This is a genomic window from Halomonas sp. ISL-56 (assembly GCF_018612805.1).
In the GTDB taxonomy this organism is placed as follows: Bacteria; Pseudomonadota; Gammaproteobacteria; order Pseudomonadales; family Halomonadaceae; genus Vreelandella.
On sequence record NZ_JAGGRO010000020.1, the window covers coordinates 159,804 to 185,173 of the forward strand.

Consider the following 25,370-nt stretch of genomic DNA (forward strand, 5'->3'; position numbering starts at 1 on the left):
ATGACGCAATGACAGTACACTTTATCGGCGCAGGCCCCGGCGCGCCGGATCTGCTTACCCTACGCGGGCGCGATTTAATCGCCGCCTGCCCGGTGTGCCTCTATGCAGGCTCACTAGTGCCGGAGCAGATTCTGGAACACTGCCCGCCAGGGGCCAGGGTAATTAACACTGCGCCGCTCTCGCTAGACGAGATACTTAACGAAATTCAAACCGCCCACACGCAAGGCTTGGACGTCGCCAGACTGCACTCCGGGGATCTCTCGGTATGGTCAGCCATGGGAGAGCAGCTGCGCCGCCTGCGCGAGCTGGATATCCCCTATAGCATCACCCCCGGCGTGCCATCCTTTGCCGCCGCGGCGGCGACCCTAGGTCAGGAGCTAACGCTACCCGGCGTGGCCCAGTCGGTGGTGCTTACCCGCACGCCGGGGCGGGCCAGCGCCATGCCCAGCGACGAGACCCTGGCCAACTTCGCCCGCACCGGGGCAACGCTGGCGATTCATCTCTCCATCCACAATCTCGCCCAGGTAGTGGCAAGCCTAACGCCTTACTACGGCGAGCAGTGCCCGGTAGCGATTGTATGGAGGGCAAGCTGGCCCGATGAGCGGGTAGTGCGTGGGCGGCTCGCCAGCATAGAAGGGCTGATCGATGACACTATGCAACGCACCGCGCTGATCCTGGTGGGGCCAGTGTTAGAAAGCGAAGACTTCGATGAGAGCAGCCTCTACGCGGTGGGCTACGACCGCCGCTTTCGCCCCCAGTCGGCGGACTCGCCCTTTGCCACACCCACTGATAAGAGCGAATCATGATCACGCTGTCGCTGATTGGTATCGGCACCGGCAACCTTGATCACGTGACCCTGGCAGCAGTGCGCGCCCTAAACAGCGCCGACGTTATCCTGCTGCCCCGCAAAGGCGACGCCAAATCAGACCTGCTCGACCTGCGTCGCTTACTCTGCGAACGGCTGTTAGACGCACCGGTGACCACCAACATCGTCGAGTTCGATCTGCCTAGTCGTGATGATGGCCGGGATGGCCGCAATGATTACCTGGGCGCAGTAGACGACTGGCACGCTGCGATTGCCAGCGTATGGGCACAGCTAATCGATCAACACCTGCCCAACGGCGGGCGGGTCGGTATGCTGGTGTGGGGCGACCCCTCGCTTTTTGATAGCAGCCTGCGCATTACCCAGCGGCTAAGCGCAGCGGGTAGGGCAGTTAAGGTAGAAGTCGTGCCAGGCATCACCAGCCTGCAGGTACTCACCGCCGAACATAAAATCCCCCTTAATGCCCTCGCCGAGCCGGTACAAATCACCACCGGCCGCCGCCTACGCGAACGCGGCTGGCCAAGCGACGCCGCCACCGTAGCGGTCATGCTCGACAGCGGCGGCGCCTTCACCACGCTACCGCCTGAAGATACTTACATTTGGTGGGGCGCCTACCTGGGCATGGAGAAACAGTGCCTAATCAAAGGCTGGCTAGATGAGGTCAGCGACGAGATCATCCAACGCCGCGCCGAACTGCGCGGACAGCACGGCTGGATAATGGATATTTATTTGCTCGCCAAACCAGAAAAATAAACCCAGGTATGAATATGGAAGGTTTTTCCATAAAATAGCGCTACCTACTCCTAGCCAGCAGAAAAGGAAAAACCATGAGTTTTTACGTCTACCTATCCGGCGAGATCCACACCGACTGGCGCGAAGAAATTCAGCGCGGCGCTGACGCAGCGGGCCTGGATATTGTATTTACCGCTCCCGTCACCGACCACGACGCCAGTGACGCCGCAGGCGACCACCTTGGCGAGCAGAGCAGCCAGTTCTGGCGCGACCACCAATCCTCCAAGGTCAACGCCATCCGCACCCGCACCATGATCGAACAAGCTGATCTGGTCGTCGTACGCTTCGGCGACAAATACAAACAGTGGAACGCCGCCTTCGACGCAGGCTACTGCGCCGCCCTCGCCACGCCCTACATCACCCTGCACAGCGAAGATATTACCCACCCGCTCAAAGAAGTTGATGCTGGGGCACAAGCCTGGTGCACAACTACTGATCAAGTGGTTGAAACGCTGCGTTACGTTCTCAAAGCCTAAGCACGCAGCGCCTCCCACAACTACCTTAGCCGCTGCACTGGTGTTGTGGGAGGGCGCTTCAGCGCGCGATGATGTTGCCTCGAAAACACTAAACCATCTATACCTTGATAGTACGTACAATATAACTACAATGTAATTTATGAGTCATCTTACCTTTGACTGGGATCCACATAAGGATGCCGCTAATCGCCAAAAGCATGGCGTCTCTTTCCAATAGGCAAAAACTGCCTTCACGGACGAGTTCGGCCGACTTATATCGGATCCTGATCATTCTGACGAGGAGGATAGATTCATTCTCCTTGGAACGAGCATCCACTCTCGTTTACTGGTGGTATGCCACTGCGTTAGAGACGGCGAAACAATTCGAATTATCTCTGCGCGTAAGGCGGATAAACGCGAGCGAAAAACATACGAAGGGTATAGGCATGCGTGACCATTACGATTTCTCAGAGTCAGTCAAAAACCCATACGCCAAAAAGCTTAAAAAGCAGGTCACGATCCGCCTGGATGAAGATACCATCGCGTATTTCAAGAACTTGGCGGAAGAAAAAGATCTTCCCTATCAGAGCTTGATTAATCTCTATCTGCGCGACTGCGCGCAGTCACATAAAGACCTCAAGCTTGAGTGGCAATAAACGGTGCACCACTACCGATCAGTTGGTTGAAATACTCCGTTACGTTCTCAAAGCCTAAGCCCCAGTGCCTCCCACAGCCCCGCCACTGCACTAGTGTTGTGGGAGGGAGCTTTAGCTCGCGAAAACTCAGCCACATAATCAATCTCGCCATCTCGTAGCGCGGCATAACGCTTGGCGAAGAACGAGCCAAAAGGCGCTCGCGAAGGCAGCGCCAGCTGCCCAAACCTCCTTCAGCTCAATTTTTCTGCAAAGTCTCGTGACCTAAACCTATTTTATGAATAGAGTGTGATCAGATCTGCAAAAGCGAGTGAGTACGTGAATTTTGGATATATTGCCAAATTACTGTTAATTTTATTATATGTTATAGGGTTAGAGCCATTTCAGCTCGCGAGAAAATGTTGAATAATGCAGCGCGTTTATTCAATATCAAAACGCATATTTTAATCACTGTTAGCTCTAGTAAAAAACTATCTATCCCGCAAATTTAAACTGAAAAACTGTGTGGTACTAATGGATCAATTAGAAAAATTGTTAGAGTACGGTGTGTTAGGATTCTATGATAGAGTTGAAGTTACGGAAATTTTCGCTCATCTTCCTGATAAAACTATTTGTAATATTTTTACTATAATTGTTGCTGAAAATAGACTTGATGAAAAAATAGCAAGCCCAAAGCTCATAAATAATAAACGATTAGTTGTTAGTAAGTTAAAAGGCTGGAGCTTTGGTATTTTGAGTTATACGAAAAATATCAATGATATTTTACTCAATATAAAGGAGCTTAAGGAGGAAGGAAGCTGGTCTGCATCAGGTAACATGCAGACATTAGAAGATCAGTTTCAATATCAACCACCGAAGTTTGTACCGCCAGATTCCTTTGAAGAAGTTCCTCTTAATAAAGTGCTTAAAAATAACTTTTGGAATGGTTCTCATGTTGTAGAGTTGCAAAACTCTACTAAGAACAAAGTCATTCCTTTTTTAGAGTCACCAGAACTACTTCAAGAACTGTCCGAAAAGATTCAGCAGTACATTCCCATTGCTTTAGCTAGTCTTTCCGATCGGCTTGGTAATTTTTTAATACAAATTCCTGTGACTGTAATTCAAGCTCAATTTCAGCATTCAAAGAGCGAAAATGATTTGAGACTAAAAATCGCATTTCATCCAAAGGCTAAGAATCGTAAGTTAAGAGTTAACTGTGAAATGGAGTACGATAAAATTATTAATGGGTATGGTTCTTACGAAATCAAAGGTACAGATCTTGTTATACCCATGGATAGTGATTATGGGCCACACAAAGGAGTTGTTTGGGATGATGAGCATAATTTAATATTAGCAGCAACTCGACCAAGTTCTTTTGTCTCAACATTCTCAGTTGAAATTGGAATTATTGAAAATGAACCCCGAGTTTTTAAGATAAAAAATAAGGATATTGAAGAAGATATACGTATAAGTGTTCGACACACTCAAAGAAATGATGTCGGAGATAAAAGTTCTAATCATGATGGGTGGGTGCAGAAAAGATTATATAGAGATGAAAAAATACGACTCACTAAACAAAAAAAGTTTATCCAATATAAACCTAAAGCAGGTGATGTGGAAAGTGAGCATCAAAAAGCTATATCTGACATTAAGTCATTAATTGTTCAGTATGGTGAAAAAGGGGCTTGGCTTTGGGATCCATACCTAAACGCAAATGATATCTTGAAAACTCTTTTTTATTGCCCTTACTTTGGTTCAGATCTAAGAGCATTAACAAATTTAAGTGCATTTAATGATAAGTGTGAACCAAAAGAAAAGGCTAAAGGAAAAAATGCACTGCTTGTTGAACAGAAAAAAATATTCCAAAATTTAGATTCTAACTTGTACGGAATAAAATTTGAGTTTAGAGCGCGAATTGGAAGTTCAGGTTGGAATTTTCATGATAGATTTTTAATATTTCCTGATACTCGAGAAGGTGTGCTTGCATGGTCATTAGGTACATCTGTGAACAGCCTTGGGAAACAACATCATATACTTCAGAAGATTGATGATGGCCAGCTTATAGCTGACTCATTTATAGAGTTGTGGGAACAATTAGACCATCAAGATAATTTAATATGGAAGCACCAATGAGCTATTATGAAGATAATATAAGGAAGCTTATTAAACTGTCAGTAAGCTCCAATTGTAATGATATTGTAGCTATAGGTACAGATTTGTTAGGAGTTGAAGATATTAGCAATGAAGTTCTAAATGATTTCTACAGGAATTTAGAGGCAGAATACGAATGCTTTTACGTCTTAAAGTGTCAAAATATTAGCTTCCTTGAAGAAGATGATTTAAAAAAAGAAAAAATAATTAACTTAATAAATTGGGTCATAGAAACTCTAGAAAATTGGAAATATGAAGACTTATATAGCTTCAATAAATTGGCAATACTATTTAATGTAACGAGCTTTTTGGATGAAAATGGATGCTTATGGAAAGCTCTGCTTTCAAATAATATAAACATAAGTGGTCAGATATTAGCCTACTCCAAACAGGAGCTGTCTCGCCTAAGATGTGAATTTAATGTTGAGGAAGGTGTAGACGTTCCTATACATGAAAGAGAGAGTTTGGAAAGATTTTTATTAGCTATATCCAATAAAAATTTTGAAGATATTTCTGAAATGTGGCGTCTATTTAACAATAGGCCGTTGTTAAGTTATAAGTATGTGCAGATGCTTTGCGTTCTCGATTATTTTAAACCCTCGTTTTTGGTGTCTGCTTTTGAGGGGAATGAATCTGTACCAATTCTAATGCATGTTATGCTTTATGTAAGAGTTGAAACAGCTTTCTTTATAGGTTCTGAAACTAAAAATGATTACTTAGAGTTTTCAAGTGTATATTCAACGATAAGTACGCAGCGAGATGACAATCAATTTACTAAGGATGAAAATAAATACTTAACAAAAATTTTTAATAAAGTTGGAGATGACGGTGAGAAGTTTGTCGCGTGGATGAATGTTTTTAACAAGTATGTTGTTCGTTATCCAAAAATACAAGTTGCACTTGGAAGAATGTTAGCTAATACATCGAGTAGAGAGAATGTTAAAGCCTACATAAAATCTATTTCTATAAGTAAGTGTACTGATAATGATAGCCGTAAAATTGTTACAGAGTGCCTAAAAGAAATTGTTATATGCTCCGACTCCATTAGGAGAAAGGACTTGTGGTGCATGGCATATGAAGCTTGGTCAGATTGGAATTTCGGTGGTAATAGTAAAAATAATCATATTTTTAGTCTTATATGCTCTGAATTAGACTTTGCTATAATTGGATACATTAAAGAATGTTTAACAGAGGATGAAAGACTAAAAATGGAGAATAGTATTTTAAGTAACTTACGCTTATTTGAAAGTAAATGGCACGATTCATCTTCTAATGCTACTACATACTGGTATCATAATCTTTCTTATTACCAAGTTATTGTGCATGCTGGTAGAGTCGATGAAGATATTGATAAATGGTTACTTACTGGCAAGTCATATATTCCAAGTGAGTTTCACGAAAACGATTATATTGCGATGTTAGTTATGTGAAATAGCTTGCCACTTTTCGTAGTTAAAGCTAACAAGTGGCAGTAACAAACTTGGCAACCTGTCACTCAAATTGCTGTCCAAGGGGCTGGTGTCGCCTCCGGTGTTGTACTCAGATAGTGGTGCATTAATGACGTCTTATGCACTTAAAGCGAGGTTGACAAAATTGGGTATATTGATGTCTTAAAACTGAACGAGAGTGAGTGATGACAACTTTTACTCGGAAGTGTTGTTCCGCACCATCAAATATTACCCAGCGTGGCCCACTAAAGGGTTTGCATCGTACGAGACTGGATGCAGACGTTCGAGCGGGCTTACAACAAGTAACACCTGGATAATAGTATTCGGTACTTGACGCCCGCTGACCGGTATCAAATTGTTGATCGAGAACACCACGAGCACCGCAAAGCGGTTTATGAACTTGCTAAGTGCCAACATTCTCAGCGCTGGTTTGGCAACCCCCGAAACTGGAAGGTAACCAGTTTTGTATCGCTCAATCCAGGGTAAGCTGCAGGATTTTGAGCGTAACTAAGTGGTTGTGCAAAAATAAACCAACACCGATGAATTATAACCCATTGATTTTTAATGGATGAAATGCACGGAAACTTATATGGAGCCACTTAACAGGCTGAATAGAGAGAGCCATTTGGGCAACTGGCTTGAAAATAGCAGAGATCGGTTGGCCCATAAACCGGCTACCTTTCAGAAGATCAACCTATTTGCTTACTAAAAGACAACACGTTCAGTCGTGAAATACAGTGATGCTGCAAGCCCAATATCATTATCAAAGCACTGCCATTATTATATAAATCCAGATTATTCAAAGCGATCCATCGATATTATGACGAGAAAAACACTAAGTCTGAAGACGAAAAAACAGGCAGATGCCAAGCCCGCCGACGAGGTGGAAGATCAATTCCCTGATGATCCCGAAAAACGTTTTTTAAATGGCGTGGCTATTCATCCTTCCCCGCGCATTTATTTAGCGCCTGGTTCTCAGCAGCGGACGGTGCGGGCGATGGATTTGATTACGCCCATTGGGATGGGGCAACGTGGGTTGATTGTGGCGCCGCCGGGCTCTGGCAAAACGACGATGTTAAAACATATCTGTCAGGCCGTGGCAGAAGCGCATCCTGATATAAAGTTGTATGCCTTGTTGATTGATGAGCGCCCTGAAGAAGTGACCGATTTTAAGCGCAGTGTGTCGGCAGAGGTGCATGCATCGTCTTCAGACGAAAGCTATACACACCATGTCAATATGGCCGATAAGCTGCTTGAGACGGCGCGTAAGCAAGCAGGCGAGGGGCACAATGTGATGATTGTGATCGATTCGCTTACCAGACTCTCGCGCGTTCATAATGCCGAGCAGCGGGGCAACGGTCGCACTATGTCGGGTGGGCTGGATTCCCGCGCGATGGAAATACCCCGAAAACTGTTTGGTGCCGCGAGAAAAATCGAAAACGGCGGGTCGCTCACCATTCTGGCCACCGTGCTGGTGGATACGGGAAGCCGTATGGATCAGGTAATTTTCGAGGAATTCAAGGGCACGGGCAATATGGAACTGGTTTTATCCCGGGATGTGGCCAATCAACGGATTTTCCCGGCGATCGATATTGCCAAAAGCAGTACCCGTCGAGAAGAGCTTTTGATCGATGCAAAAGATATTGAAAAAGTCAGGACATTGCGTAGAGGTTTGACAGCGCTTAAACCAGTAGAAGGCGCGCAGAAGTTGCTTGAGTTATTGGATAAATATCCCACTAATGCCGAGCTATTAGATGCGTTTTTACCCGCCTAGTGAGATGTCTGTAATAAAGAAGCTCACCTTCGGTTTTTAAGAAACCAGGGAGGTGAGCTTTTTTGGTAAGGTTTAACGATTACTTTGTTTATTAAAGTTCAAGTTTGACTCGGGTACTGCTTTTCGAACCGGAAAGCCTGCAATCTCTTTGCGCTCAATAGTGTTTTTTAATCGCCTTTCAATGGCGCAAAGATTTTTAAAGTCACTCATGTCGACTAAAGAAATGGCTTCACCTGAGGCACCCGCGCGGCCGGTTCGGCCAATGCGGTGGACGTACTCTTCGGGCTTAAAAGGTAAATCGTAATTCACCACACGACTCAGTTCACCAATATCCAAACCACGCGCGGCAACCCCCGTAGCGACCAGGTACTTTAATTCGCCAGATTTGAACTGAGCCAGAATTTTTTCGCGCATCGCCTGGCTTCTATCGCCATGAATGGAGTCCGCTGTGATGCCGCGTTTTTCCAGTTGAGCAACAAGCTTGGCTGCATTGTGTTTTTTCTCGGTAAAAATAAGCGCCTGATCCCACTCTTGCTCGTTAATTAAGTGACTCAACAGGGCAGACTTGGTGTCTTTGTCGACGGTGATTAGCCACTGTTTGATATTAGCGGCGGCGCGGATGTTGGGCGAAATGGATATTTCAGACGCCAGATCGGTCATCTTGCTATCTGAAAAATCGTAGGCCAACGCCCGAACGTCGTCTGTCATGGTGGCCGAAAACAGCAGGTTTTGACGGTCTTCAGGCAGGCGATCTATGATTTTCTTGATATCGTCGACAAAGCCCATGTCGACCATTCTGTCCGCTTCGTCCAATACCAGGACTTTAAGTTCATCAAAGTGCAGCGCACGCTGATGTGCCAAATCAAGCAACCTGCCCGGGGTGGCAACCAGAATATCCACCCCTTTGATCAGGCGCTCTTTTTGAGCTTCGGTATCCACACCGCCATACATCGCCATAGAGGTTAGGTGCGTGTGTTTAGCGTATTGAGCCACATTGGCTTCGACCTGAACCGCTAACTCACGGGTCGGCACGAGAATCAGCGCGCGTATGCGTTTACCGCGTAACGTTCCTGCGTTACTGAACCGTTCTAGTAGAGGCAGCACAAAGGCAGCTGTTTTGCCTGTGCCTGTTTGTGCGGTGGCGATTAAGTCGTTACCCGAAAGAATGGCAGGAATCGCTTGTTCCTGGATGGGCGTTGGCGTTTTGTAACCTAGTTCGGTAATCGCTTGAACGAGAGGGGTGGATAATCCTAGTTTTGCAAATGGCATAAGGCGCCCTGACAGATCGTCGTAAGGTGTGTCGAAAATAAAAGATGGGGCAGTATAAAGTAAAAGCAGTCGGCCGCTGAAGCTAAGGTTGGTTGAGGCGTTAGAAGCCCATCCTAAAACGGCCTATTGATTCAATCTAGCCTGTTGCTCTGCCTGATCCAGAAGCACCGCGCCGCTACCTGATTCAGCCAGCTTGTCATCGGGGTTGTAGAGCGGGCAACTGGTCATGCTCAGGCAACCACAGCCTATGCAGCCAGCCAGGTTATTGCGCAGCTTCTGCAGGTAGGCAATACGCCTATCTAGCATCTGTTGCCATTCTTTCGCAAAAAACCACTTTACCTCAAGTTCAGTTGAGGTTTTATCCTGCCATTTCACCTAACGCAAGGAGACGCTTATGTACTTGGAACACGTTAATCTGGTGGTTGCTGATATGGATGCCATGCTTGATTTTTACCGCGCAGTCTTCCCGCACTGGCGGATACGCGATGAAGGCCATGGCGAATGGTATGGCAAGCCACGCAAATGGATTCACTTTGGCGACGATGGTCACTACCTGGCGTTAAGCGATCATGGCGAAGGGGAAAACCGTGATCTGAAAGGCTACACCGTTGGACTGGCCCATTTTGCTTACGTGACCGATAACCTTGATGCCGTTGTGGCCAGGTTAAATAACGCCGGTTTTGCCATTGCCAAACCTGGCGCTAAAGAGCCATTTCGCAAAAATGTCTATTTTGTCGATCCGGCCGGGTTTGAAGTGGAGTTTGTCGAGTACTTGAGTGACATCCCGTCCGAGCGGAATTTAAACCGCGATGCTCAGTAGCATGCAGTGCAGGTAGAAGCACAATAACCATGAGTGCAGCAACGGCAGGGTGAGGTGGATTGAAAACTGCCGTTGCGTAATTATAATCTTAATGTCTGTGTTGCGCATACTCGTCAGTTCGAGGGTAGCGAGTGACCTCAATACGTTATAATCGACAAGTCTGAGAGTATCGTTATTACCGTCATATGAATCTATCAGTTGTTAATTGGCTGCATGCAAGAGGGCTTACACCACCAGATGTGGAGCATGATGACTGGGGATTTAAAATTTCAGCCTCATCAGTCCCTTTGTGCCAGTGGGTAGCTAGCAAATCAAAAATTCCAGACAAAGCTTTGTGGGTTGGGTTTACGGTCAATCGCCTAATTGGCTATCGATTGATTATCATGACAAAAGACCAAAAATTGAAATTGTCATGGTCCGGCGAAGGGGCTCCTTTAGTCGAGTCACCCAGTCTCATACATCGGAAGAAAACACAGTGGGCTGTTTTCCATAGTCCAGAAGATTTTCCTTCAGTAGTCAAAGAAACGAATCAATTCCTGGACGGCGGGCTATTGCGGGAGCTAAACATGGATGTTTACTCTTTAAAAAGTGGAGACCTGGAAATTTTAAATAACTGGCTTGAACCCATTGCAGGCAGAATAAAGCTCACTATTGGCGAGTTCTATGGAGATGTTCCTGATGGCCTCGAAGTGTCTGATAACAGGCCAAAAGGTACCTTGAAAATCAGTTACAACCTGTGATGCTGTTGGCATTTTCTAAATTAATTTTTCTAAGAGTTATCAGCTTGGCGGGCGTTAGTGAGCGAATACATGACATTAGTTGAGCTTTTCATATTGCTGGCATGGTGGTTCGCTCCGCCATTGATTATTGCGTCAAGTATTCAGATGTTGTTGTACTGTAAATGGGCACCACTTAGAAACAAACCGGCTTTGGCTCTGGTTGGAATCTTCGGCGTCATCATCATTAGTACGGTACTCGGGATCTTTGGGCTGATTTCGCCAATCTCTTTACCGCGATGGCTGGGCGCGACAGAAAACCTGCTGTTTTTACCCATGGCATTCATCATCGTTGGCGTATCCACCGCTGTAATGTTGTTCACTGTTTCGTTGCTTCATAGGCGCACATCCGCGCCCTAATAACTCAAGGGCAAGGTATACTAAGCCTTGAAGAACTTTTGGTTCAAAAAGCCGTACAACTGTGCCGTACCACTATTTCGAGCTACGCGGTTCAGTGGTTACAAGGCAATCTAGCCACTAACGATGCACTGTATTTTTGCATCATTAGTACGAGTCCAATTAGGTGCGTCATTTGGGGCCTATGGCCCCCTGCGGCGCGCACAAGTTCGTGCGAAGGCGCACGGCGTAATGCTAAAGGCGTTTAAAGTGCGACACAGACTGATAGTAATCCTATTAATTGTTCTGGTTCTTGGGGCAGGCGCCTACTTTGCTGATTCCCGCTTGCCAGCGTTGCTTGCTGAAGAACTTCCGCAGGCAGAGGCAGTGCTGGTTATCAAAGAAGAGCGGAAACTTTATCTATTAAGGGATGGTGAGCCCTACCGTGAATACGGCATTGCACTCGGGGGTAATCCGGTCGGGCATAAAAAGGAGGAAGGTGATCAACGGACACCGGAAGGTGACTATGTACTCGATTGGAGAAACCCTAACAGCATGGCTCATCTGTCTCTCCACGTTTCATACCCAAACGAGGAGGATCAAGCTCAGGCGGAGGCGCGTGGTGTTTCGCCTGGGGGGATGATCATGATCCACGGCCAGAGAAACGGATTTGGCTGGTTGGGTCGTCTACTCCAACGGTGGGATTGGACTGATGGTTGCATAGCCGTGACGAATGTTGAGATGGAAGAAATTTGGCACGCGGTGCAAAACGGAACACCAATTCGTATTGAGCCGTAGATGCATGCTAAGTCACGCCACACCACGCCAAAGCTTGTTCTAAAACACGAAGTTTCTGCAAAGCAACGTTAGCTAAGCCAAACCTATCAATTCAGGTTGGTTAGCTGCCTTCATGAGTCTAGAAATCAGCTATGAGTGTGCACCGGCTGATTTCGAAATCGTAGCGGTTAATGGTTTGGGCGGGGTTTGATAAACGCTTAAGCGGGGGAGGCTGGTTATTTTGTAAAAGGTAGCAGTTCAGTTTGAATAGATGAGGCCCAAATTAAATTTTACCTTTTGCGGTGAATAAGTGGCTGTCTTGTTCTATCTTGGTAGGCAGCAATGTAACGCTTCGCCAGTCGTACTATTTCTTCAGTTTCAGTTCTGAGATTCATGAGCCTATGCGGCGCCAGAGCGACTAGCTTCTTGGTGTCGTTCCATACAAAAAGGGAGTGACAGATGACTGAGATCGCTTACGCCAAAATCCACCCGGCCATTGGCATCGCCAGAGTTGGCAATTCCAAGCAAACCGACGGTTTTTACATCGGCCCCCAGGTCACAGAACCCCTGCCTAGGGAGCCGGGCGCCTATCGGGACGCCACCGGTGCCTTGAAGCGCGAGGTGGTTGAATTCCGCATCTACGCTTACGACGGCAACGGTAGGGTAGTGCGGGAGCTGACCATGGATCCCGCCACCGAGATTGCCTGGACAGTGGAGGTAGCTAACCATAAAGCAGCTTGGTACAACTTCGAGCTCGCGCTTGATATCCCCGAAGCGGAGACGGCAGCACCTTCCACGCGTCGTAACGCCGAGGTGGCTCTACGGGATAGGCACAACCTGTCCATCATCCCAGGCGCTCGCAGCATCAGTACCTGCTCCGGCGAGGCTCAGTTTCAGGGCGGCAAGTTCATGGGAATAGAGGTGCCTCTGGGGGAGATACGCACCGACGACGTCGGCCGCCTGCAGGTCTTCGGTGGCTATGGGCACTCCGCCTCCTATCAGGAAAAGGCCCCCACCACCTTCGCCAATAATGACGGCTGGTATGATGACACCAGTGACGGCCCCGTGACGGCCACTGTATTGGTGGATGGCCGTCCAATTGCCGTTACGCCAGCTTGGGTGGTGGTGGCGCCGCCTAATTACGGCCCCCAGCAAAAAGCGGTGCGTACCATGTACGCGCTGATGACGGATGTGGCTATCCAGGCTGGCCAGTTACCGGCACCCAACCGGCCCTCCTTCAGCGACGACATACTGCCCATTCTCAAAGCCATGTGCGATCTACAATGGATGAACGCGGGCTTTGCCGCGGGTTTCGGCTATGGCATGCCCCAGCACTTCCTGGAGCCCCGTTATCTATCGCAACTGGCCGAGCCGGGTGAAACCTACGCTGAGCTCAGGCGCACCGTGGTCAATAGCTTCCGCAATCCCCTAGATGGTGACATGTCCATGAAGCCCTGGCCTTGGATCTATGGTGATGCCATGAACGTCCCTATGCCCAGGGTGCCCGACGCTATGAATGCCCTGACCACCACCCAACTGGCTCTGCTGGACAAGTGGGCAGAAGGGGATTTTGAGGCGGACTACGATCCACATCGGCAATCACCTGAGAGCATCGACAAGGTACCGTTGGAGCAGCAGCCCGCCATGCTGGACAGGGCAGCGATGGAGTTCTGCATCGCCGATGCTTTTCATCCGGGGTGTGAGATGACCTGGCCGGTACGCCACAGCACCATGTATATGGAACCCTACCGCTGGCGCCACCGTAGTCCCGAAGATCCGGAGCCGGACTATGGCACGACCCTGACGCCGGCCATGGTGAAGTCCTATAACGGCCCCCTTTACGGCCAATTTCCTGGCTCCGTTACCCGTTGGATGGCCATCCCCTGGCAAACTGATACCGCCAGTTGCCGCTCCGGCTACGACACTGAATACGATCCTTATCTGCCCACCTTCTGGCCTGCCCGGGTACCTAATCAGGTGCTGAGCAAGGAGAACTATGACAAGGTGATGAACGACTCGTTGTCGAGGGAAGAGCGCTTGGCTGCTTACCATCAGCGTTCCGACTGGGATCGCACCCTGGGCGCTGACCACAATAAACAGTTGGCGAGAATGGTGACTGATTTCGATCAGATGGGAATCGTGGAGGTGCAGCCAGGGCTCAGCGGGGATCCTGACTTCCCACCGCAGATGCAGGTCGAAGATAGAGGCGGCCGTGATTTGACGCCTGAGGAGCGGCACAACATCGACAAGGGCATGCGTAAGCTGTTGATCGCCCAACGACGCGGCCGCTAATGGCCAACTATCGTCCCTTCGACGTGGTGATTGTTGGAGCCGGGCCCGCGGGACTGGCGCTAGGCACTTTGCTGCGGCCGGAGCAGCGAGTGCTGGTATTAGAACGTCGTGCTCTCCCAGCCAGCTCACCTCCCATCGGGGAGTCCCTGCCGGGAGCGGCCGCCGTGCTGCTGCAGCGTCTTCAATTGCTGGCGGCTTTTCGAGAATCTGGGCACCGGGAACGGGGCGCTGCAGTATCGGTGTGGGACGAGGACAGGCCGGTCTGGCGGGATGCCATCCAGGATCCGGCTGGCCCCGGTTGGTATCTGGATCGGCGGAAATTCGAGCAGATGCTGCGTCGGCGAGCCCTGGATGTCGGGGTGACGCTGGAGGAGGGCTGCAAGCAAATGGATATCCGCCACTGTCAGGGCCAGTGGCAGTTGGATACCACTCTTGGGTCGTTCAGTGCGCCGGTGTTGGTAGATGCCACGGGGCGTAGTGGGCACTTGGGGCGCCGATTGGGATTACGGCGCTACGCTGATGATCCTCTGCTGTGTCTCTACTGTTTTCTGGATCAGGCGGCCGAGAGCCAGGACGCCACTATGCGCATTCAGGCGGATGCCCATGGCTGGTGGTATACGGTGAACCTGCCTTACGGGCAGCGGGTGTTGGCCTACCATATGGATGTTGATGATCCGCTGTGCCGCCGACTGTTGCGCCGCCCTGACGCCTTTCTGGCCCGAGCCAGGGAGCATGCCTTGTTGGTAGAGGTACTGGCGGGGCTGGCACCCGCCCGTCTACGTGGCCGACCAGCGGGCTCTTCCCTGTTGGAAGTAGAGCAGCTACCGAAGGCAGGGCCGGGGTTTCTGGCCATCGGGGATGCACTGCTAGCATTCGACCCATTGGCTTCCCAAGGGCTCTTTCATTCCCTGGCTTCTGCAGCCAGTGCGGCCAAGGCCATCGAGTCTGGCTTGCACCAATCACTGGGTGCCTATCAGCAGGAGATGCAAGCGGTCAGCCAGCGTTATCTCTGGCACCTCAAGGCAAGCTATCAAGGGCCAAGGCGTTTCAGTCATGCAACTTTCTGGCAACGGCGGCAGTAAACAGTAAATCGGGGTCGAATGGGGTGATAGATATTATAAATCGCCTGATATTTGCCTTAGTATCCATTGTTCCTTTATTCGCAAAATTCGTGGCCAGGTGATGGATCCGCTATTTTCGAAGAGACAGCAGTTGAACGCTTAAAATAAGCAGTTTCAGTTAGAGATTGCTTTGGTTCGATCCGGGTTGTGTCAATTGATGAACCGCTCCCATTAGACGTTATTGGACTCTTAGGCCCAGTTCTTATATTACTAAATGAAGGTACTAAAGCTGTCCCTCAGTGTGGCGCCGTGTTCGATCGATACCATGACGGGTCTTGTGGTTCGCATCGAAAACTATCGAGGTTTAAGATGTGGATAGTTATAGCAACGTCGTCATATAAGCTTACATTTACTTCCCAAAGCCGTTAGCACGCGTGAGCTTTTTATGACTGTGTTAGCGTTTACAAATTACGTTTCCCGGAAACCATATGAAACTTCGAGCAATCCTCTTTGACCACGATGGTACTCTCGTCAACTCTGAACCAGTCCACTACAGAATGTGGGCGCACGTTCTTCAGCGCTATGGCTTTACGTTATCCGAACAGCAGTACAAGACTCATTATGCAGGTGTGCCAACTCCTGCTAATGCCATAGATTTGGTGCAGAGGTATGGAATTGATGAGTCACCGGAGCTGCTTGCCGAGGCGAAGAACGCAGCAACACGCGAGTACCTTGAACGGCAAGCTTTTCCCTTAATGCCTGGTGTAAAAGAGGCCATATCTTACTTTCATAGCGCAGGTTTGAAGCTTGCTGTTGTAACAGGTGCCAGTGCGAACGGTGTTCAAACAACGTTAAGGGTCAACGAGTTAGAGCACTATTTTTCTGCGATAGTCTCAGGAGATGATGTTCGAGCAAGCAAGCCTGCGCCGGATTGCTACTTACTCGCGCTGCAGCAGCTCGGCGTCTCCGCCGCTGAATGCCTGGCAATTGAAGATACTCAGCATGGGCTTGAAGCTGCCTATCAGGCAGGCATCAATTGCGTGGCACTGCCTACGGAAATGTCTCTGCATCATGACTTTAGGTTAGCAGTAGCGACTCTCGGTGGCATGACAGAAGCAGTGGGGTACGTGCGTGAAGTCCTTCTCGGAAGTGAAGTCTGAAAAGCGACTGTTAGTGAACAACTTTCGCATCACTTCGCGGCTAAAAAATGACTGTTAAACCCTGTGTTAGGCGTGATGCCATGATGAAAGTCCCAGAGTTCGCTACCCACTACTACTTGCCTGAGATTGGCCCGTTTCGGAGCCTTTTAGAGCATCCGACTGGCTCTGAAGGCTCTGTATTTCAAGATATCATGACTCGACATCAGCGTGATTTAGCTGACAGCCTAATGGCTTGTTTTATACCCCTACGCTTTTTATACCCTTACGCTATGTTATTGAAATGATTGGTTACAACGCCGCACATGCTGAGTAGCGGCAGATTTTCCCTTTTACCACGAAGAGATAATTGGTTGCACATGACCTTTGTTAAACCGACTACGCTAGCTGCACACGGCATTAAGCTCGTGCCATTAACACTCGATCATGAACCCGGCCTGCGCGCTGCGGCTGCAGATGGCGAGTTGTGGAATCTTCGTATCACATCGGTGCCTGCGCCCGAGGAAACGCGGGGCTACATTGATATTGCGTTAAAAAGCCTTGAGGAAGGCCTCCGCCTCGCTTTCGCAGTCATTGAAGAGGCTAGCGGTACGGTGCTTGGCTCCACGAGTTATCACGATATTCTGCCCGCTGAGAGGCGAGTGGAAATTGGCGCTACGTGGTACGCCAAACGCGCGCAGCGCACGCATGTTAACACCACATGTAAGCTTCTGCTGTTGAGGCATGCTTTCGAAACACTGGGTTGTAACGTAGTAGGCTGGCGTACCGATAATTTTAACTTCGCGAGCCAGCGTGCGATTGAGCGCCTGGGCGCGAAGAAAGATGGCGTGATTCGTGGCCACAAGCTGCGCCGCGATGGCACGATCCGCGATACCGTCATGTATAGCTTACACCAGGGTGAATGGCCGGAGGTGCGCGCACATCTTAACGATTTGCTGAACAGGCCTTCAGTCAGTGAGTTTCGCAGCGCTGGCGCCTGACGAGAAGCGGCAGCTAACTTAGTTTCCGTTATCACCCCAAGCAAGTGGCTGAGCCCGGATGTAAGGAGTCTCAAACTTAATGATCACCGACCCTTGGCTTGATCGTTGGTTGCCGCTATTGAGCGAACGCGCTGGCACAGATGTTGTCCTGGAAATTGGATGCGGGCATGGAGATGACACGGCCATACTGGCCAGCGCCGGACTTAGCGTCTTCGCTTTTGATCTGTCTCGTACGGCAGTGGGTGTCACCAGCGTCAGAGTTCCGTCTGCTACGGTTAAGTGCCGAGATATTCGTGAACCATTCCCTGAGCAGGTTCGTGAGGTCGGCGCCATTGTGGCAAGCCTATCGCTACACTATTTCGCTTGGGACGAAACTCAAGCCATCGTTCAGCGGATTCATTCCGCATTACGACCCGGGGGCATTCTGCTTTGCCGTCTCAACTCCACACAGGATCATAATTTTGGGGCTAGTGGTCATGCAGAGCTCGAACCGAACTTATTTCTTGTGGAGGGCAGTCCTAAGCGCTTCTTCGATAAAGTCTCAGTTGAATTACTGTTCGGCGAAGGATGGAACAAGCTTTCAATGGAGCACTATGTCACTAGCAAGTATGTCAAACCGAAAGCGCTGTGGGAGATCATACTTGAGCGAAGCGACGCCTAACTCCTTGTTTCGAGCTTTATAGCGAGTTGCCGTGCGATAAAAATAGGGGATTGATTCAGCAAAACATACAGTATGATATCAACATACTACCGCTGGGTTTGGAGCCTCGCTATGAGCATGCATCTGAAAACGATCACCTTGACCGAGCAACAAGACAGCTGGGTAAGAGGTCAGGTTGAATGCGGGCGATTCGGCAATGATGGTGAGTATATCCGCTATCTTATCCGTCGCGACCAGCAGGCCCAAGAGCGTCTTACCACGCTGAGGAAAGCTCTCATTGAGGATGAATTAAGCGAGCCCAAGCAGCTGGATATATCGGCTACCAAGGCAGCTGGGCGAAAGCGGATGAAGGCAGTTAAGTAGTGGTCAAACGCAGCATTGGTAACCAAATGAACCCCGTCATTCAAGAAGAAACATCAGGTTGTGGTATCGCGGCATGCGCGGTACTTGCGGGCAGCACCTACGCGCAGACAAAAGAGACAGCAAACGCCTTGGGTATCTATGCAGAAGATACAGCGCTTTGGTCAGACACTGAGTATGTCCGGAAGCTCTTACGTGCGTTAGGTATAACGGCTGCACCCACCGAAACACCATTCGATACTTGGGATAGTCTGCCAGATAAGGCGTTGTTAGCGATCAAATGGCGTATGGAGCAGGGGAGGCCTTTCTGGCATTGGGTGGTATTTGTTAGAAATGAACGGGATACGGTGGTACTGGATTCCAAAAAAGCCTTGAAAACAAACACCCGTCGAGACTTCGGGCGCATCAAGCCCAAGTGGTTCATATGTGTAGATTAAGGCTTAGTGGCTATTATTCAGGTTTGCTATTCAGTGCTATGAACTGGCGTTTGGTGCTTGTTGGGTTTTCTGGGCTTTCGCCTTCTGTTCTGCCTGATCCAGAAGCACCGCGCCGCTACCTGATTCGGCCAGTTTGTCATCCGGATTATAGAGCGGGCAACTGGTCATGCTTAGGCAGCCACAGCCGATACAGCCTGCTAGGTTATTGCGCAGCTTTTGCAGGTAAGCAATACGTCCATCTAGCATCTGCTGCCAGTTTTTTGAAAGCTGCTGCCAATCTTCAACCGTTGGCGTGCGGTTATTGGGCAGTGATTCAAAGGCCAGTTTAATCTCTTCCAGGCTGACGCCGACTTTCTGCGCGGCTTTAATCACCGAAATCCGCCGTAACACTTCAGGTTTATAGCGGCGCTGATTGCCTGCATTGCGCGAGCTTTGGATCAGGCCTTGCTGCTCGTAAAAATGCAGGGTGCTGACGTTTATCCCGCAGCGCTTGGCAACCTTGCCGACACTCCAAATCGTTTCTGCCATTACTTTCCCCTGAATCTTTTTTGTCATTCTTTCGCAAAAAACACTTTACCTCAAGTTGAGTTGAGGTTTTATCCTGCCATTTCACTTAACGCAAGGAGACACTTATGTACTTGGAACACGTTAATCTGGTGGTTGCTGATATGGATACCATGCTGGATTTTTACCGCGCAGTCTTCCCGCACTGGCGGATCCGCGATGAGGGCCATGGCGAATGGTATGGCAAGCCACGCAAATGGATTCACTTTGGCGACGATGATCACTACTTGGCGTTAAGCGATCATGGCGAAGGGGAAAACCGTGATCTGAAAGGCCACAGCGTTGGGCTGGCCCATTTTGCTTACGTGACCGATAACCTTGATGCCGTAGTGGCCAGGTTAAATAACGCCGGTTTTGCCATTGCCAAACCTGGCGCAACAGAGCCATTTCGCAAAAATGTCTACTTTGTCGATCCGGCCGGGTTTGAGGTGGAGTTTGTCGAGTATCTGAGTGATATTCCTGCCGAACGCAATTTAAATCGTGATGCCCAATGATCAGGATGTCAGCACCACTCAGGGGGCTGACCTGTGTTAGGTTTCGATTTTAAGCACCATCAAATATTCTGCGCATAATCTGTTAAAATTCTAGCGCTTTCGGTAAGGATTGGGAGCAAAAAGCTTTTATAACCTGAAGAAAACTTGCCAATTCCAATGCAAGCAAAGTATCTACCCCAAGGAAGGCAAAGCATTTCTGCCTTATTTTATAAAGCTGCCTAGCCCTGGAACAGATGTGAACCTATCCCAGGACTAGGCAGCTTTTAGTTACGCCTTTGGCGCATTTGACCATCATTAGGAACCTCTAGATGATTCGTGAATACCGGAAGGCAGATATTGAACAAATTTTGGATATCTGGCTTTCCGCATCGATTAAAGCTCACGACTTTGTTGGGCCAGCATTTTGGAAGTCAAAAGTTAGCGATATGCGTAATGAATATATCCCTGCATCGGAGACCTTTGTATTTGAACTTGATGGGCAGATAGTCGGGTTTTATTGCCTCTATGGAAGTACGTTGGCTGCCATTTTTGTGTCGCCAAGCTTGCAGGGTAAAGGGATAGGTTCAGCGCTGATGGATGATGCCAAGAGCAGAAGGTCGTGCTTACAGCTAAGTGTCTATAGCCAAAATACCCCCAGTATCAATTTTTATAAGCAGCATGGCTTCATTTCATTAGGCGAGCAGGTTGATGAACAAACGGGTGAACCTGAGTTCATCATGGAGCATTACTGTTAATAGCGGTAGAGCGATTATTTTGGGCCATTCTGCACGACGTACTGAAGGAACGATTGATGAAAGGTGAATGTCTCTGCGGAGAGGTGGTGTTTGAAGTTAAGGGTGAGCTACCAAACCTCTACCAATGCCACTGTTCCTTATGTCGCAAAGCGACTGGGTCTAACGCTAACGCTGCCACGTTTGTGGATGGAAAACACTTTCATTGGTTGTCCGGTCTGTCGAGCATACGCTCTTTTCAAAAGCCAACTGGCTACCGCAGTGACTTCTGTTCGGTCTGCGGTAGCCCGGTACCCAATAAATTGAGAGACACTGATTTGATATGGGTTCCCGCTGGCTTACTTAACGGGGCTACGTGTTCTCAAGTTTCGGTTCATCTCCATCTAGCTTCGGCGGCGGACTGGGAGCAAGGGTCAGGCAGCTGTGCTCGGTTAGATGGTGGCCCTGATAGTTTGAAATCGCTTCACGATGCATTGCAACGGCAGAGCCGCTGAACTCTATGTCTGAGAGGATCTTTCAAAACCGTCCAAGCAAGCCAATGTCATCACTTCTCCACAATAACCGTGAAATGAACGTCCGTAGGGCCATTCACAAGGGGTATAATGTCACCCGCTCCGGATTGGGGCTGGGTAGCAAACGTTTATTTTCAGCGGGTTTTTGACTTGTTATTGTTTTTAATAGAAAAAAGGTAGTCGTTCATGATTAACACCAAAATATACAAGGCGGTTTACGAACTCGCTGAAAAACTCATGAAGGCTGCTGATAAAGAGGATAGAGACGCTTTTGATGCGCTCTATGCACAGTTGGAAACGGTCTGCACTGAGAACGAAAACACCGATAAAGATCACCCCGAACAGTGGGAAACGCTGGCAGATTTTACTGAAGAGCTCGATGAGGCGCTGGCTGTCTACGAGAAAGCCTTTGAAAAAGCTGTCGCGATTAATTCGACAGACCATATGTCATCCATCGCCTTCTCCATGGCAAAATTGCAAGTTGAACTTGGCCAAACTGACGCGGCGATCAGCAATCTTAAAAATGCCCAAATCACCGCCAACAAAATTGAAGATGGCGAGCTGAAAGAAGAAATCAATGAGCTGCTTGAGAAGCTGACGGCAGGCTAGGCTTGTTACGGTACTGATTTTACGACCAATCACGATAGACGCGGATGTACATAACGCCTGATTGTGCTGGGTTTGCCTAAGACTAGGGACACTATTTTGACCAATAACGATATTTTTCGCCGCATACGTTACACCTTTGATTTAAAAGACAGCACCATCGTAGATATCTTCGCCTTGGCAGAGGTCAGCGTAGCTCAAGAGCAGGTCACTGCCTGGCTGAAAAAAGATGAAGACGATGCCTTTGTGACGATGAAGAACAAGGAATTGGCGGCGTTTTTGAACGGCTTTATTAGCTTTAAGCGCGGCAAGCGCGAAGGCCCTCAGCCCGTGCCTGAATCGCAGCTGAACAATAATATGGTGTTTCAGAAGCTGCGCATTGCGCTGAATCTGAAGGCTGAAGATATTTTGGCTGCGTTTGAACTAGCCGGCTTCAATCTAAGTAACCATGAATTAAGCGCGTTTTTCCGCAAGCCGAGCCACAAAAATTATCGCGAGTGCAAAGATCAGGTGCTGCGCAATTTTTTGCTCGGCATCCAGCTTCAGTTGCGGCCTAACCAGGACGTTTCAAGCGCTGAGTCCTGAGTTCATAGCCTGAATTCACCGAACAGCTGCAGCATTTTTTGTCATAAGGTAGAGGCCAATTTTGGTTTCGATGGTACGTTTTAATAGCCGTCGAATCAGGCCATTATTGGCCGTTTAGCAGGAGAGAGTGATGTCTATTGATCCAATGGCGGTATGGGCGAATATGACATTGAAAGTCTGGCCTGAACGCTACTGGATGCTGGATCTTAGCGATACATCTGCTCAAGATGTGGCTAATGTGTTCGCGGTAAGCGATGCTCGGTATAGTTGTTTAATTCGCGATCAGGCGGGTGTATCAGCAATTGTCGAAGAGGCTGCTGTAGAACGCTTAAAAACTCAGGTCTCGATAAGAGATAGCTTTGGCCCGTTTCGAGTCGTATCAACGGATGGTGAGCTTCCTTTCGATGTGATTGGTTTCCTTGGCCCTGTTCTGCGAGCGCTAAATGAACAAGGCATCAAAGCTGGCCCGCAGTGTGGTGCTGTATTCGATCATCTGTTTATTTATGAACGGGACGTTAAAAGAGCGGTGGCTCTTCTAGATGATTTCATTAATCAGGCTAGGGAGAATCACTGATTTGCTCTGGTAAGTCGCTCAACAGGGCATTTGATGGCTGTTAGCTTGGCTTGTAGGCATGAACTGTGACTAGACTCCCAAATTTCGCTACTCACTACTATTTGCGAGAGACAGGCCCGTTTCGGAGTCTCTCAGAGCTTCCTGCGGGCTCGGAAAATACTGTATTCCTTGACTTCCTGACTCGTCATCAACGTGATCCTGGCTACCGGCGGCGCTACGGTAGGCACTATATAGGAGTCCGGCGTGAGGTTGAGGCTCGGCTGCGCGAACTCTTCATTGCGCGTGGGGGTAAGCCGCGCCGCGATCATCCCTTCTATCTGGTGCTTGGAGAATCATCTTGGTTTCACAACCTGAACGCGGATCAACGTGAGCTTAGAATCCCTCTCTCGGAGCTTGATCCCGAAGTAACGTCTTTGACTTACCCTGATAGCTTTATTGCGTTAACCCGAGACGACAAGCCTTACTACAATCAAGTGTTTCTGCTTAGCGAGGTGAGTCGGCTCGTTACACGCTTCGGTATTCCTGCCAATGATCACTTGATTCCTTACGAGCGCTACTGGGAAACTGATTTTGAGCTCTATATCGAGGTGCAGCTTTGGGACACTCCATCCATAATCAATGTCTAAACAGTGATAACAATTCAGCCTTTTGCGACCAAAAGCAGAAAAGCTATGCAGTCGTTGCGAACGATAGGCATCCAAACCGGATTGCCGTTTCCAAACGGCTGGAATTGAGGTACTACAGATCAGAAGATATCGCACGTATCTTTGAAAGCTATACGGGCGACTTAAGCTCAGCAAAGTACCTTGCGCGGCGCCCTCACACTGAAGTCGAACAAACCGAAACGATGCTCCTACATTTTTCTGTTCCTGAAAGTATGGCATTAACAGGCAAGTGCATTTGGGTTGTAGATGCCATTAGCGAGGGGGAAGGTGCCATAGGGCTGGTAACTATTGTGAACGATAATGACTCAATGGCTGTTCACTTTGGTATCGGTAGACCCTATAGAGGTCGCGGTTACGCAGCAGAGGCGTTGTTACTTACCGCACAGTACTTACTCGCAACAGGTCAGGCAACAAGCGTTAACTCTTTTACTGACGTTGAAAACGTCGTTGCTCAAATGGCTTTAGAAAAAGCGGGTTTTATATACACCACAAGAACCGATAAGTTTTATCAGGCCCCACAAATGAACGGCGAGTATAGGGACGTTTTCCATTACAAGTTCAGGGCTTGATAAAGGCTTGCCTACGGCTGCTTATGCGCTGTGTAGGCCCTCGCAAAAAAAAACAGTAGTGAGTCAGAGGGGAGGGTTCTCAGTGCTCAGGCAAGTGGATGGCGTTAAGATGCAACCTAAGCACAGAGCCATCTGACAATGTGACATGGTTGAGCTTGAACTCAATCTCCCGATGGCCTTGTTGATCCGAAAAGGCTGGACCGAAAGAATCGTTTTACGTTCGTTTGTTGCAAACCGGTGAACCGGAGACGTTGCGAGATATGCTTTCGCTGGCTTATGGTGTAGTTGGTCGTGTTTGGAAACATCGCACGCTGTACCTTGTTGACAGGATACGTATACATCTCGATAGGGTGAAGGCCCTTGGGCACTTTATTGAATACTTTCCTCCAGCGAGTCATCTCAGCTCTTTGAAGTCTCTTATGTTGATTTGTTTGAAAAAAACGGGGAGCTAATCATTTATTCTACAGGTGCTAAGTGGCTCCATATAAGTTACCGCGCATTTCAACCATTACAACTCAATGGGTTACAAGCTGCCGGTGCTTGTTTATTTTTGCGCAACCACTTAAGCAAGAAGTCGCGAAGGTCAATGAATTCAGATGTTAAGGCAACGGCTATGGGAATCGAAGCGGAGCTGATAGAGAAAGAAAGAGCATTGCTTAGCTTTGATGTGCGCAGCTCACCGGAGATACTGCGCTCTTTGCTGTCTCTGGAATTTTTGGAGATCGGAGCGTCAGGCGTTTTTTTTGGGTTAGATAGTGTTCTTGATAGTTTGCCACTCGAGTCTTCGTGGTCGGCTGTATCCCAGGACTTTGAACACAGGAGATTGAGCTCTGATCTCATTCAGCTCTTTTATCGAGTTGTGATCAGTCGTCAAAACGGCTTAATGACAAGCTATTCTCGGCGAACGTCAATATGGCGGAAAGAGGGAAGGGAGTGGAAAATGGTTTACAACCAAGGCACGGCTATTTCTCCTTTTTGACCTTCAGTCTTAATTCTTCGATCCCGCGGGCGTTACACCTTTTAATTTTTACAATTGAAAAAACGATAGGGCGCGCGCTCAATAACTAAG

The 25,370-nt window shown here is 48.6% G+C and carries 30 protein-coding genes and 1 pseudogene; 28 read left to right on the forward strand and 3 right to left on the reverse strand.

What is annotated here, in order from left to right; genetic code table 11:
* The first annotated feature begins 8 nt into the window (after window positions 1-8).
* The 8 genes and pseudogenes from cobM to rho all read left to right on the forward strand — a co-directional run bounded on the left by cobM (window position 9) and on the right by rho (window position 8,075).
* Entirely contained in the window at window positions 9-806 is a 798-nt protein-coding gene (cobM, locus tag J7J49_RS17815; protein ID WP_215094537.1) for a precorrin-4 C(11)-methyltransferase, read from the forward strand.
* Window positions 803-1,576: a precorrin-6A synthase (deacetylating) gene (cobF, locus tag J7J49_RS17820; protein ID WP_215094539.1), complete on the forward strand. Its 774-nt coding sequence runs from the start codon at window positions 803-805 to the stop codon at window positions 1,574-1,576. The genes cobM and cobF overlap by 4 nt, the downstream gene beginning before the upstream one ends.
* 74 nt (window positions 1,577-1,650) lie before the next feature.
* A complete protein-coding gene (locus J7J49_RS17825; RefSeq protein WP_215094542.1) occupies window positions 1,651-2,091 on the forward strand; it encodes a YtoQ family protein in 441 nt (146 codons plus the stop codon).
* Window positions 2,092-2,320: 229 nt separating this feature from the next.
* Window positions 2,321-2,524, forward strand: a pseudogene (locus J7J49_RS22575) (BrnT family toxin); the annotation flags it as partial.
* Window positions 2,517-2,726 (forward strand): BrnA antitoxin family protein, encoded by a 210-nt coding sequence (locus tag J7J49_RS17835; RefSeq protein ID WP_030069104.1) that lies wholly within the window; start codon window positions 2,517-2,519, stop codon window positions 2,724-2,726. The pseudogene J7J49_RS22575 and the gene J7J49_RS17835, both read left to right, overlap by 8 nt.
* A 510-nt stretch (window positions 2,727-3,236) precedes the next feature.
* Window positions 3,237-4,835, forward strand: coding sequence for a VPA1262 family N-terminal domain-containing protein (locus tag J7J49_RS17840; protein WP_215094544.1), 1,599 nt, complete (start codon window positions 3,237-3,239; stop codon window positions 4,833-4,835).
* Window positions 4,832-6,283, forward strand: a complete 1,452-nt coding sequence (locus tag J7J49_RS17845; RefSeq protein ID WP_215094546.1) for a hypothetical protein — start codon at window positions 4,832-4,834, stop codon at window positions 6,281-6,283. The genes J7J49_RS17840 and J7J49_RS17845 overlap by 4 nt, the downstream gene beginning before the upstream one ends.
* Window positions 6,284-7,121: 838 nt before the next feature.
* On the forward strand, window positions 7,122-8,075 hold the full coding sequence (gene rho / locus J7J49_RS17850) for a transcription termination factor Rho (protein WP_215094596.1): 954 nt from the start codon (window positions 7,122-7,124) through the stop codon (window positions 8,073-8,075).
* Window positions 8,076-8,147: 72 nt separating this feature from the next.
* Here rho and J7J49_RS17855 read toward each other — a convergent pair whose 3' ends face one another.
* Together J7J49_RS17855 and J7J49_RS17860 are read right to left on the reverse strand one after the other, a co-directional pair.
* Window positions 8,148-9,344 carry a DEAD/DEAH box helicase gene (locus J7J49_RS17855; RefSeq protein ID WP_215094548.1) on the reverse strand — a complete coding sequence of 399 codons (1,197 nt, stop codon included), beginning with the start codon at window positions 9,342-9,344 and terminating at the stop codon, window positions 8,148-8,150.
* 123 nt (window positions 9,345-9,467) lie between these two features.
* The gene (locus J7J49_RS17860) at window positions 9,468-9,650 is read right to left on the reverse strand and encodes a MerR family transcriptional regulator (protein WP_502793518.1); all 183 of its coding nucleotides are present in this window, start codon (window positions 9,648-9,650) and stop codon (window positions 9,468-9,470) included.
* An 88-nt stretch (window positions 9,651-9,738) separates the two neighbouring features.
* Between J7J49_RS17860 and J7J49_RS17865 the strand changes: the two genes are divergently transcribed.
* From J7J49_RS17865 to J7J49_RS17915, 11 genes are all read left to right on the forward strand, one after another.
* Window positions 9,739-10,164: a VOC family protein gene (locus J7J49_RS17865; RefSeq protein WP_215094550.1), complete on the forward strand. Its 426-nt coding sequence runs from the start codon at window positions 9,739-9,741 to the stop codon at window positions 10,162-10,164.
* A 185-nt stretch (window positions 10,165-10,349) separates the two neighbouring features.
* Window positions 10,350-10,904, forward strand: coding sequence for a hypothetical protein (locus J7J49_RS17870; protein ID WP_215094552.1), 555 nt, complete (start codon window positions 10,350-10,352; stop codon window positions 10,902-10,904).
* A 69-nt stretch (window positions 10,905-10,973) separates the two neighbouring features.
* Window positions 10,974-11,300, forward strand: a complete 327-nt coding sequence (locus tag J7J49_RS17875) for a hypothetical protein (RefSeq protein WP_215094554.1) — start codon at window positions 10,974-10,976, stop codon at window positions 11,298-11,300.
* A gap of 228 nt (window positions 11,301-11,528) precedes the next feature.
* Window positions 11,529-12,074, forward strand: a complete 546-nt coding sequence (locus J7J49_RS17880) for a L,D-transpeptidase family protein (RefSeq protein WP_215094556.1) — start codon at window positions 11,529-11,531, stop codon at window positions 12,072-12,074.
* Between the two features lie 438 nt (window positions 12,075-12,512).
* Complete coding sequence (locus J7J49_RS17885) at window positions 12,513-14,345, forward strand: LodA/GoxA family CTQ-dependent oxidase (protein ID WP_215094558.1); 1,833 nt, start codon at window positions 12,513-12,515, stop codon at window positions 14,343-14,345.
* Entirely contained in the window at window positions 14,345-15,427 is a 1,083-nt protein-coding gene (locus J7J49_RS17890) for an NAD(P)/FAD-dependent oxidoreductase (protein ID WP_215094560.1), read from the forward strand. Before J7J49_RS17885 ends, J7J49_RS17890 begins: the two co-directional genes overlap by 1 nt.
* Window positions 15,428-15,894: 467 nt before the next feature.
* Window positions 15,895-16,566, forward strand: coding sequence for an HAD family hydrolase (locus tag J7J49_RS17895; RefSeq protein WP_215094562.1), 672 nt, complete (start codon window positions 15,895-15,897; stop codon window positions 16,564-16,566).
* Between the two features lie 356 nt (window positions 16,567-16,922).
* On the forward strand, window positions 16,923-17,543 hold the full coding sequence (locus J7J49_RS17900) for a GNAT family N-acetyltransferase (protein WP_215094564.1): 621 nt from the start codon (window positions 16,923-16,925) through the stop codon (window positions 17,541-17,543).
* 79 nt (window positions 17,544-17,622) lie between these two features.
* The gene (locus J7J49_RS17905) at window positions 17,623-18,204 is read left to right on the forward strand and encodes a class I SAM-dependent methyltransferase (protein WP_215094566.1); all 582 of its coding nucleotides are present in this window, start codon (window positions 17,623-17,625) and stop codon (window positions 18,202-18,204) included.
* Window positions 18,205-18,315: 111 nt separating this feature from the next.
* Entirely contained in the window at window positions 18,316-18,567 is a 252-nt protein-coding gene (locus J7J49_RS17910) for a type II toxin-antitoxin system ParD family antitoxin (RefSeq protein WP_215094568.1), read from the forward strand.
* Window positions 18,568-18,593: 26 nt separating this feature from the next.
* Window positions 18,594-19,001 carry a hypothetical protein gene (locus tag J7J49_RS17915; protein ID WP_215094570.1) on the forward strand — a complete coding sequence of 136 codons (408 nt, stop codon included), beginning with the start codon at window positions 18,594-18,596 and terminating at the stop codon, window positions 18,999-19,001.
* A 36-nt stretch (window positions 19,002-19,037) separates the two neighbouring features.
* Here the strand turns inward: J7J49_RS17915 and soxR are convergent, their stop codons facing one another.
* Window positions 19,038-19,529: a redox-sensitive transcriptional activator SoxR gene (soxR, locus tag J7J49_RS17920; protein ID WP_064233371.1), complete on the reverse strand. Its 492-nt coding sequence runs from the start codon at window positions 19,527-19,529 to the stop codon at window positions 19,038-19,040.
* 104 nt (window positions 19,530-19,633) lie between these two features.
* On the opposite strand from soxR, the gene J7J49_RS17925 reads away from it, so the two are divergent.
* The 9 genes from J7J49_RS17925 (at window position 19,634) to J7J49_RS17965 (ending at window position 25,280) form a co-directional block, all read left to right on the forward strand.
* Window positions 19,634-20,059, forward strand: coding sequence for a VOC family protein (locus J7J49_RS17925; protein WP_064233372.1), 426 nt, complete (start codon window positions 19,634-19,636; stop codon window positions 20,057-20,059).
* Window positions 20,060-20,367: 308 nt separating this feature from the next.
* Window positions 20,368-20,793, forward strand: a complete 426-nt coding sequence (locus tag J7J49_RS17930; protein ID WP_064233373.1) for an N-acetyltransferase — start codon at window positions 20,368-20,370, stop codon at window positions 20,791-20,793.
* A 56-nt stretch (window positions 20,794-20,849) separates the two neighbouring features.
* Window positions 20,850-21,284 carry a GFA family protein gene (locus tag J7J49_RS17935; RefSeq protein ID WP_215094572.1) on the forward strand — a complete coding sequence of 145 codons (435 nt, stop codon included), beginning with the start codon at window positions 20,850-20,852 and terminating at the stop codon, window positions 21,282-21,284.
* Window positions 21,285-21,488: 204 nt separating this feature from the next.
* A complete protein-coding gene (locus J7J49_RS17940; protein WP_215094574.1) occupies window positions 21,489-21,911 on the forward strand; it encodes a tetratricopeptide repeat protein in 423 nt (140 codons plus the stop codon).
* 96 nt (window positions 21,912-22,007) lie between these two features.
* A complete protein-coding gene (locus J7J49_RS17945; protein WP_064233378.1) occupies window positions 22,008-22,493 on the forward strand; it encodes a YehS family protein in 486 nt (161 codons plus the stop codon).
* 130 nt (window positions 22,494-22,623) lie between these two features.
* Entirely contained in the window at window positions 22,624-23,067 is a 444-nt protein-coding gene (locus J7J49_RS17950; protein ID WP_215094576.1) for an ACT domain-containing protein, read from the forward strand.
* A 65-nt stretch (window positions 23,068-23,132) separates the two neighbouring features.
* The gene (locus J7J49_RS17955; protein ID WP_215094578.1) at window positions 23,133-23,693 is read left to right on the forward strand and encodes a hypothetical protein; all 561 of its coding nucleotides are present in this window, start codon (window positions 23,133-23,135) and stop codon (window positions 23,691-23,693) included.
* The gene (locus tag J7J49_RS17960) at window positions 23,663-24,301 is read left to right on the forward strand and encodes a GNAT family N-acetyltransferase (RefSeq protein ID WP_215094580.1); all 639 of its coding nucleotides are present in this window, start codon (window positions 23,663-23,665) and stop codon (window positions 24,299-24,301) included. The genes J7J49_RS17955 and J7J49_RS17960 overlap by 31 nt, the downstream gene beginning before the upstream one ends.
* A gap of 613 nt (window positions 24,302-24,914) precedes the next feature.
* Window positions 24,915-25,280, forward strand: a complete 366-nt coding sequence (locus J7J49_RS17965; protein WP_215094582.1) for a nuclear transport factor 2 family protein — start codon at window positions 24,915-24,917, stop codon at window positions 25,278-25,280.
* The last annotated feature ends 90 nt before the right edge of the window (window positions 25,281-25,370 follow it).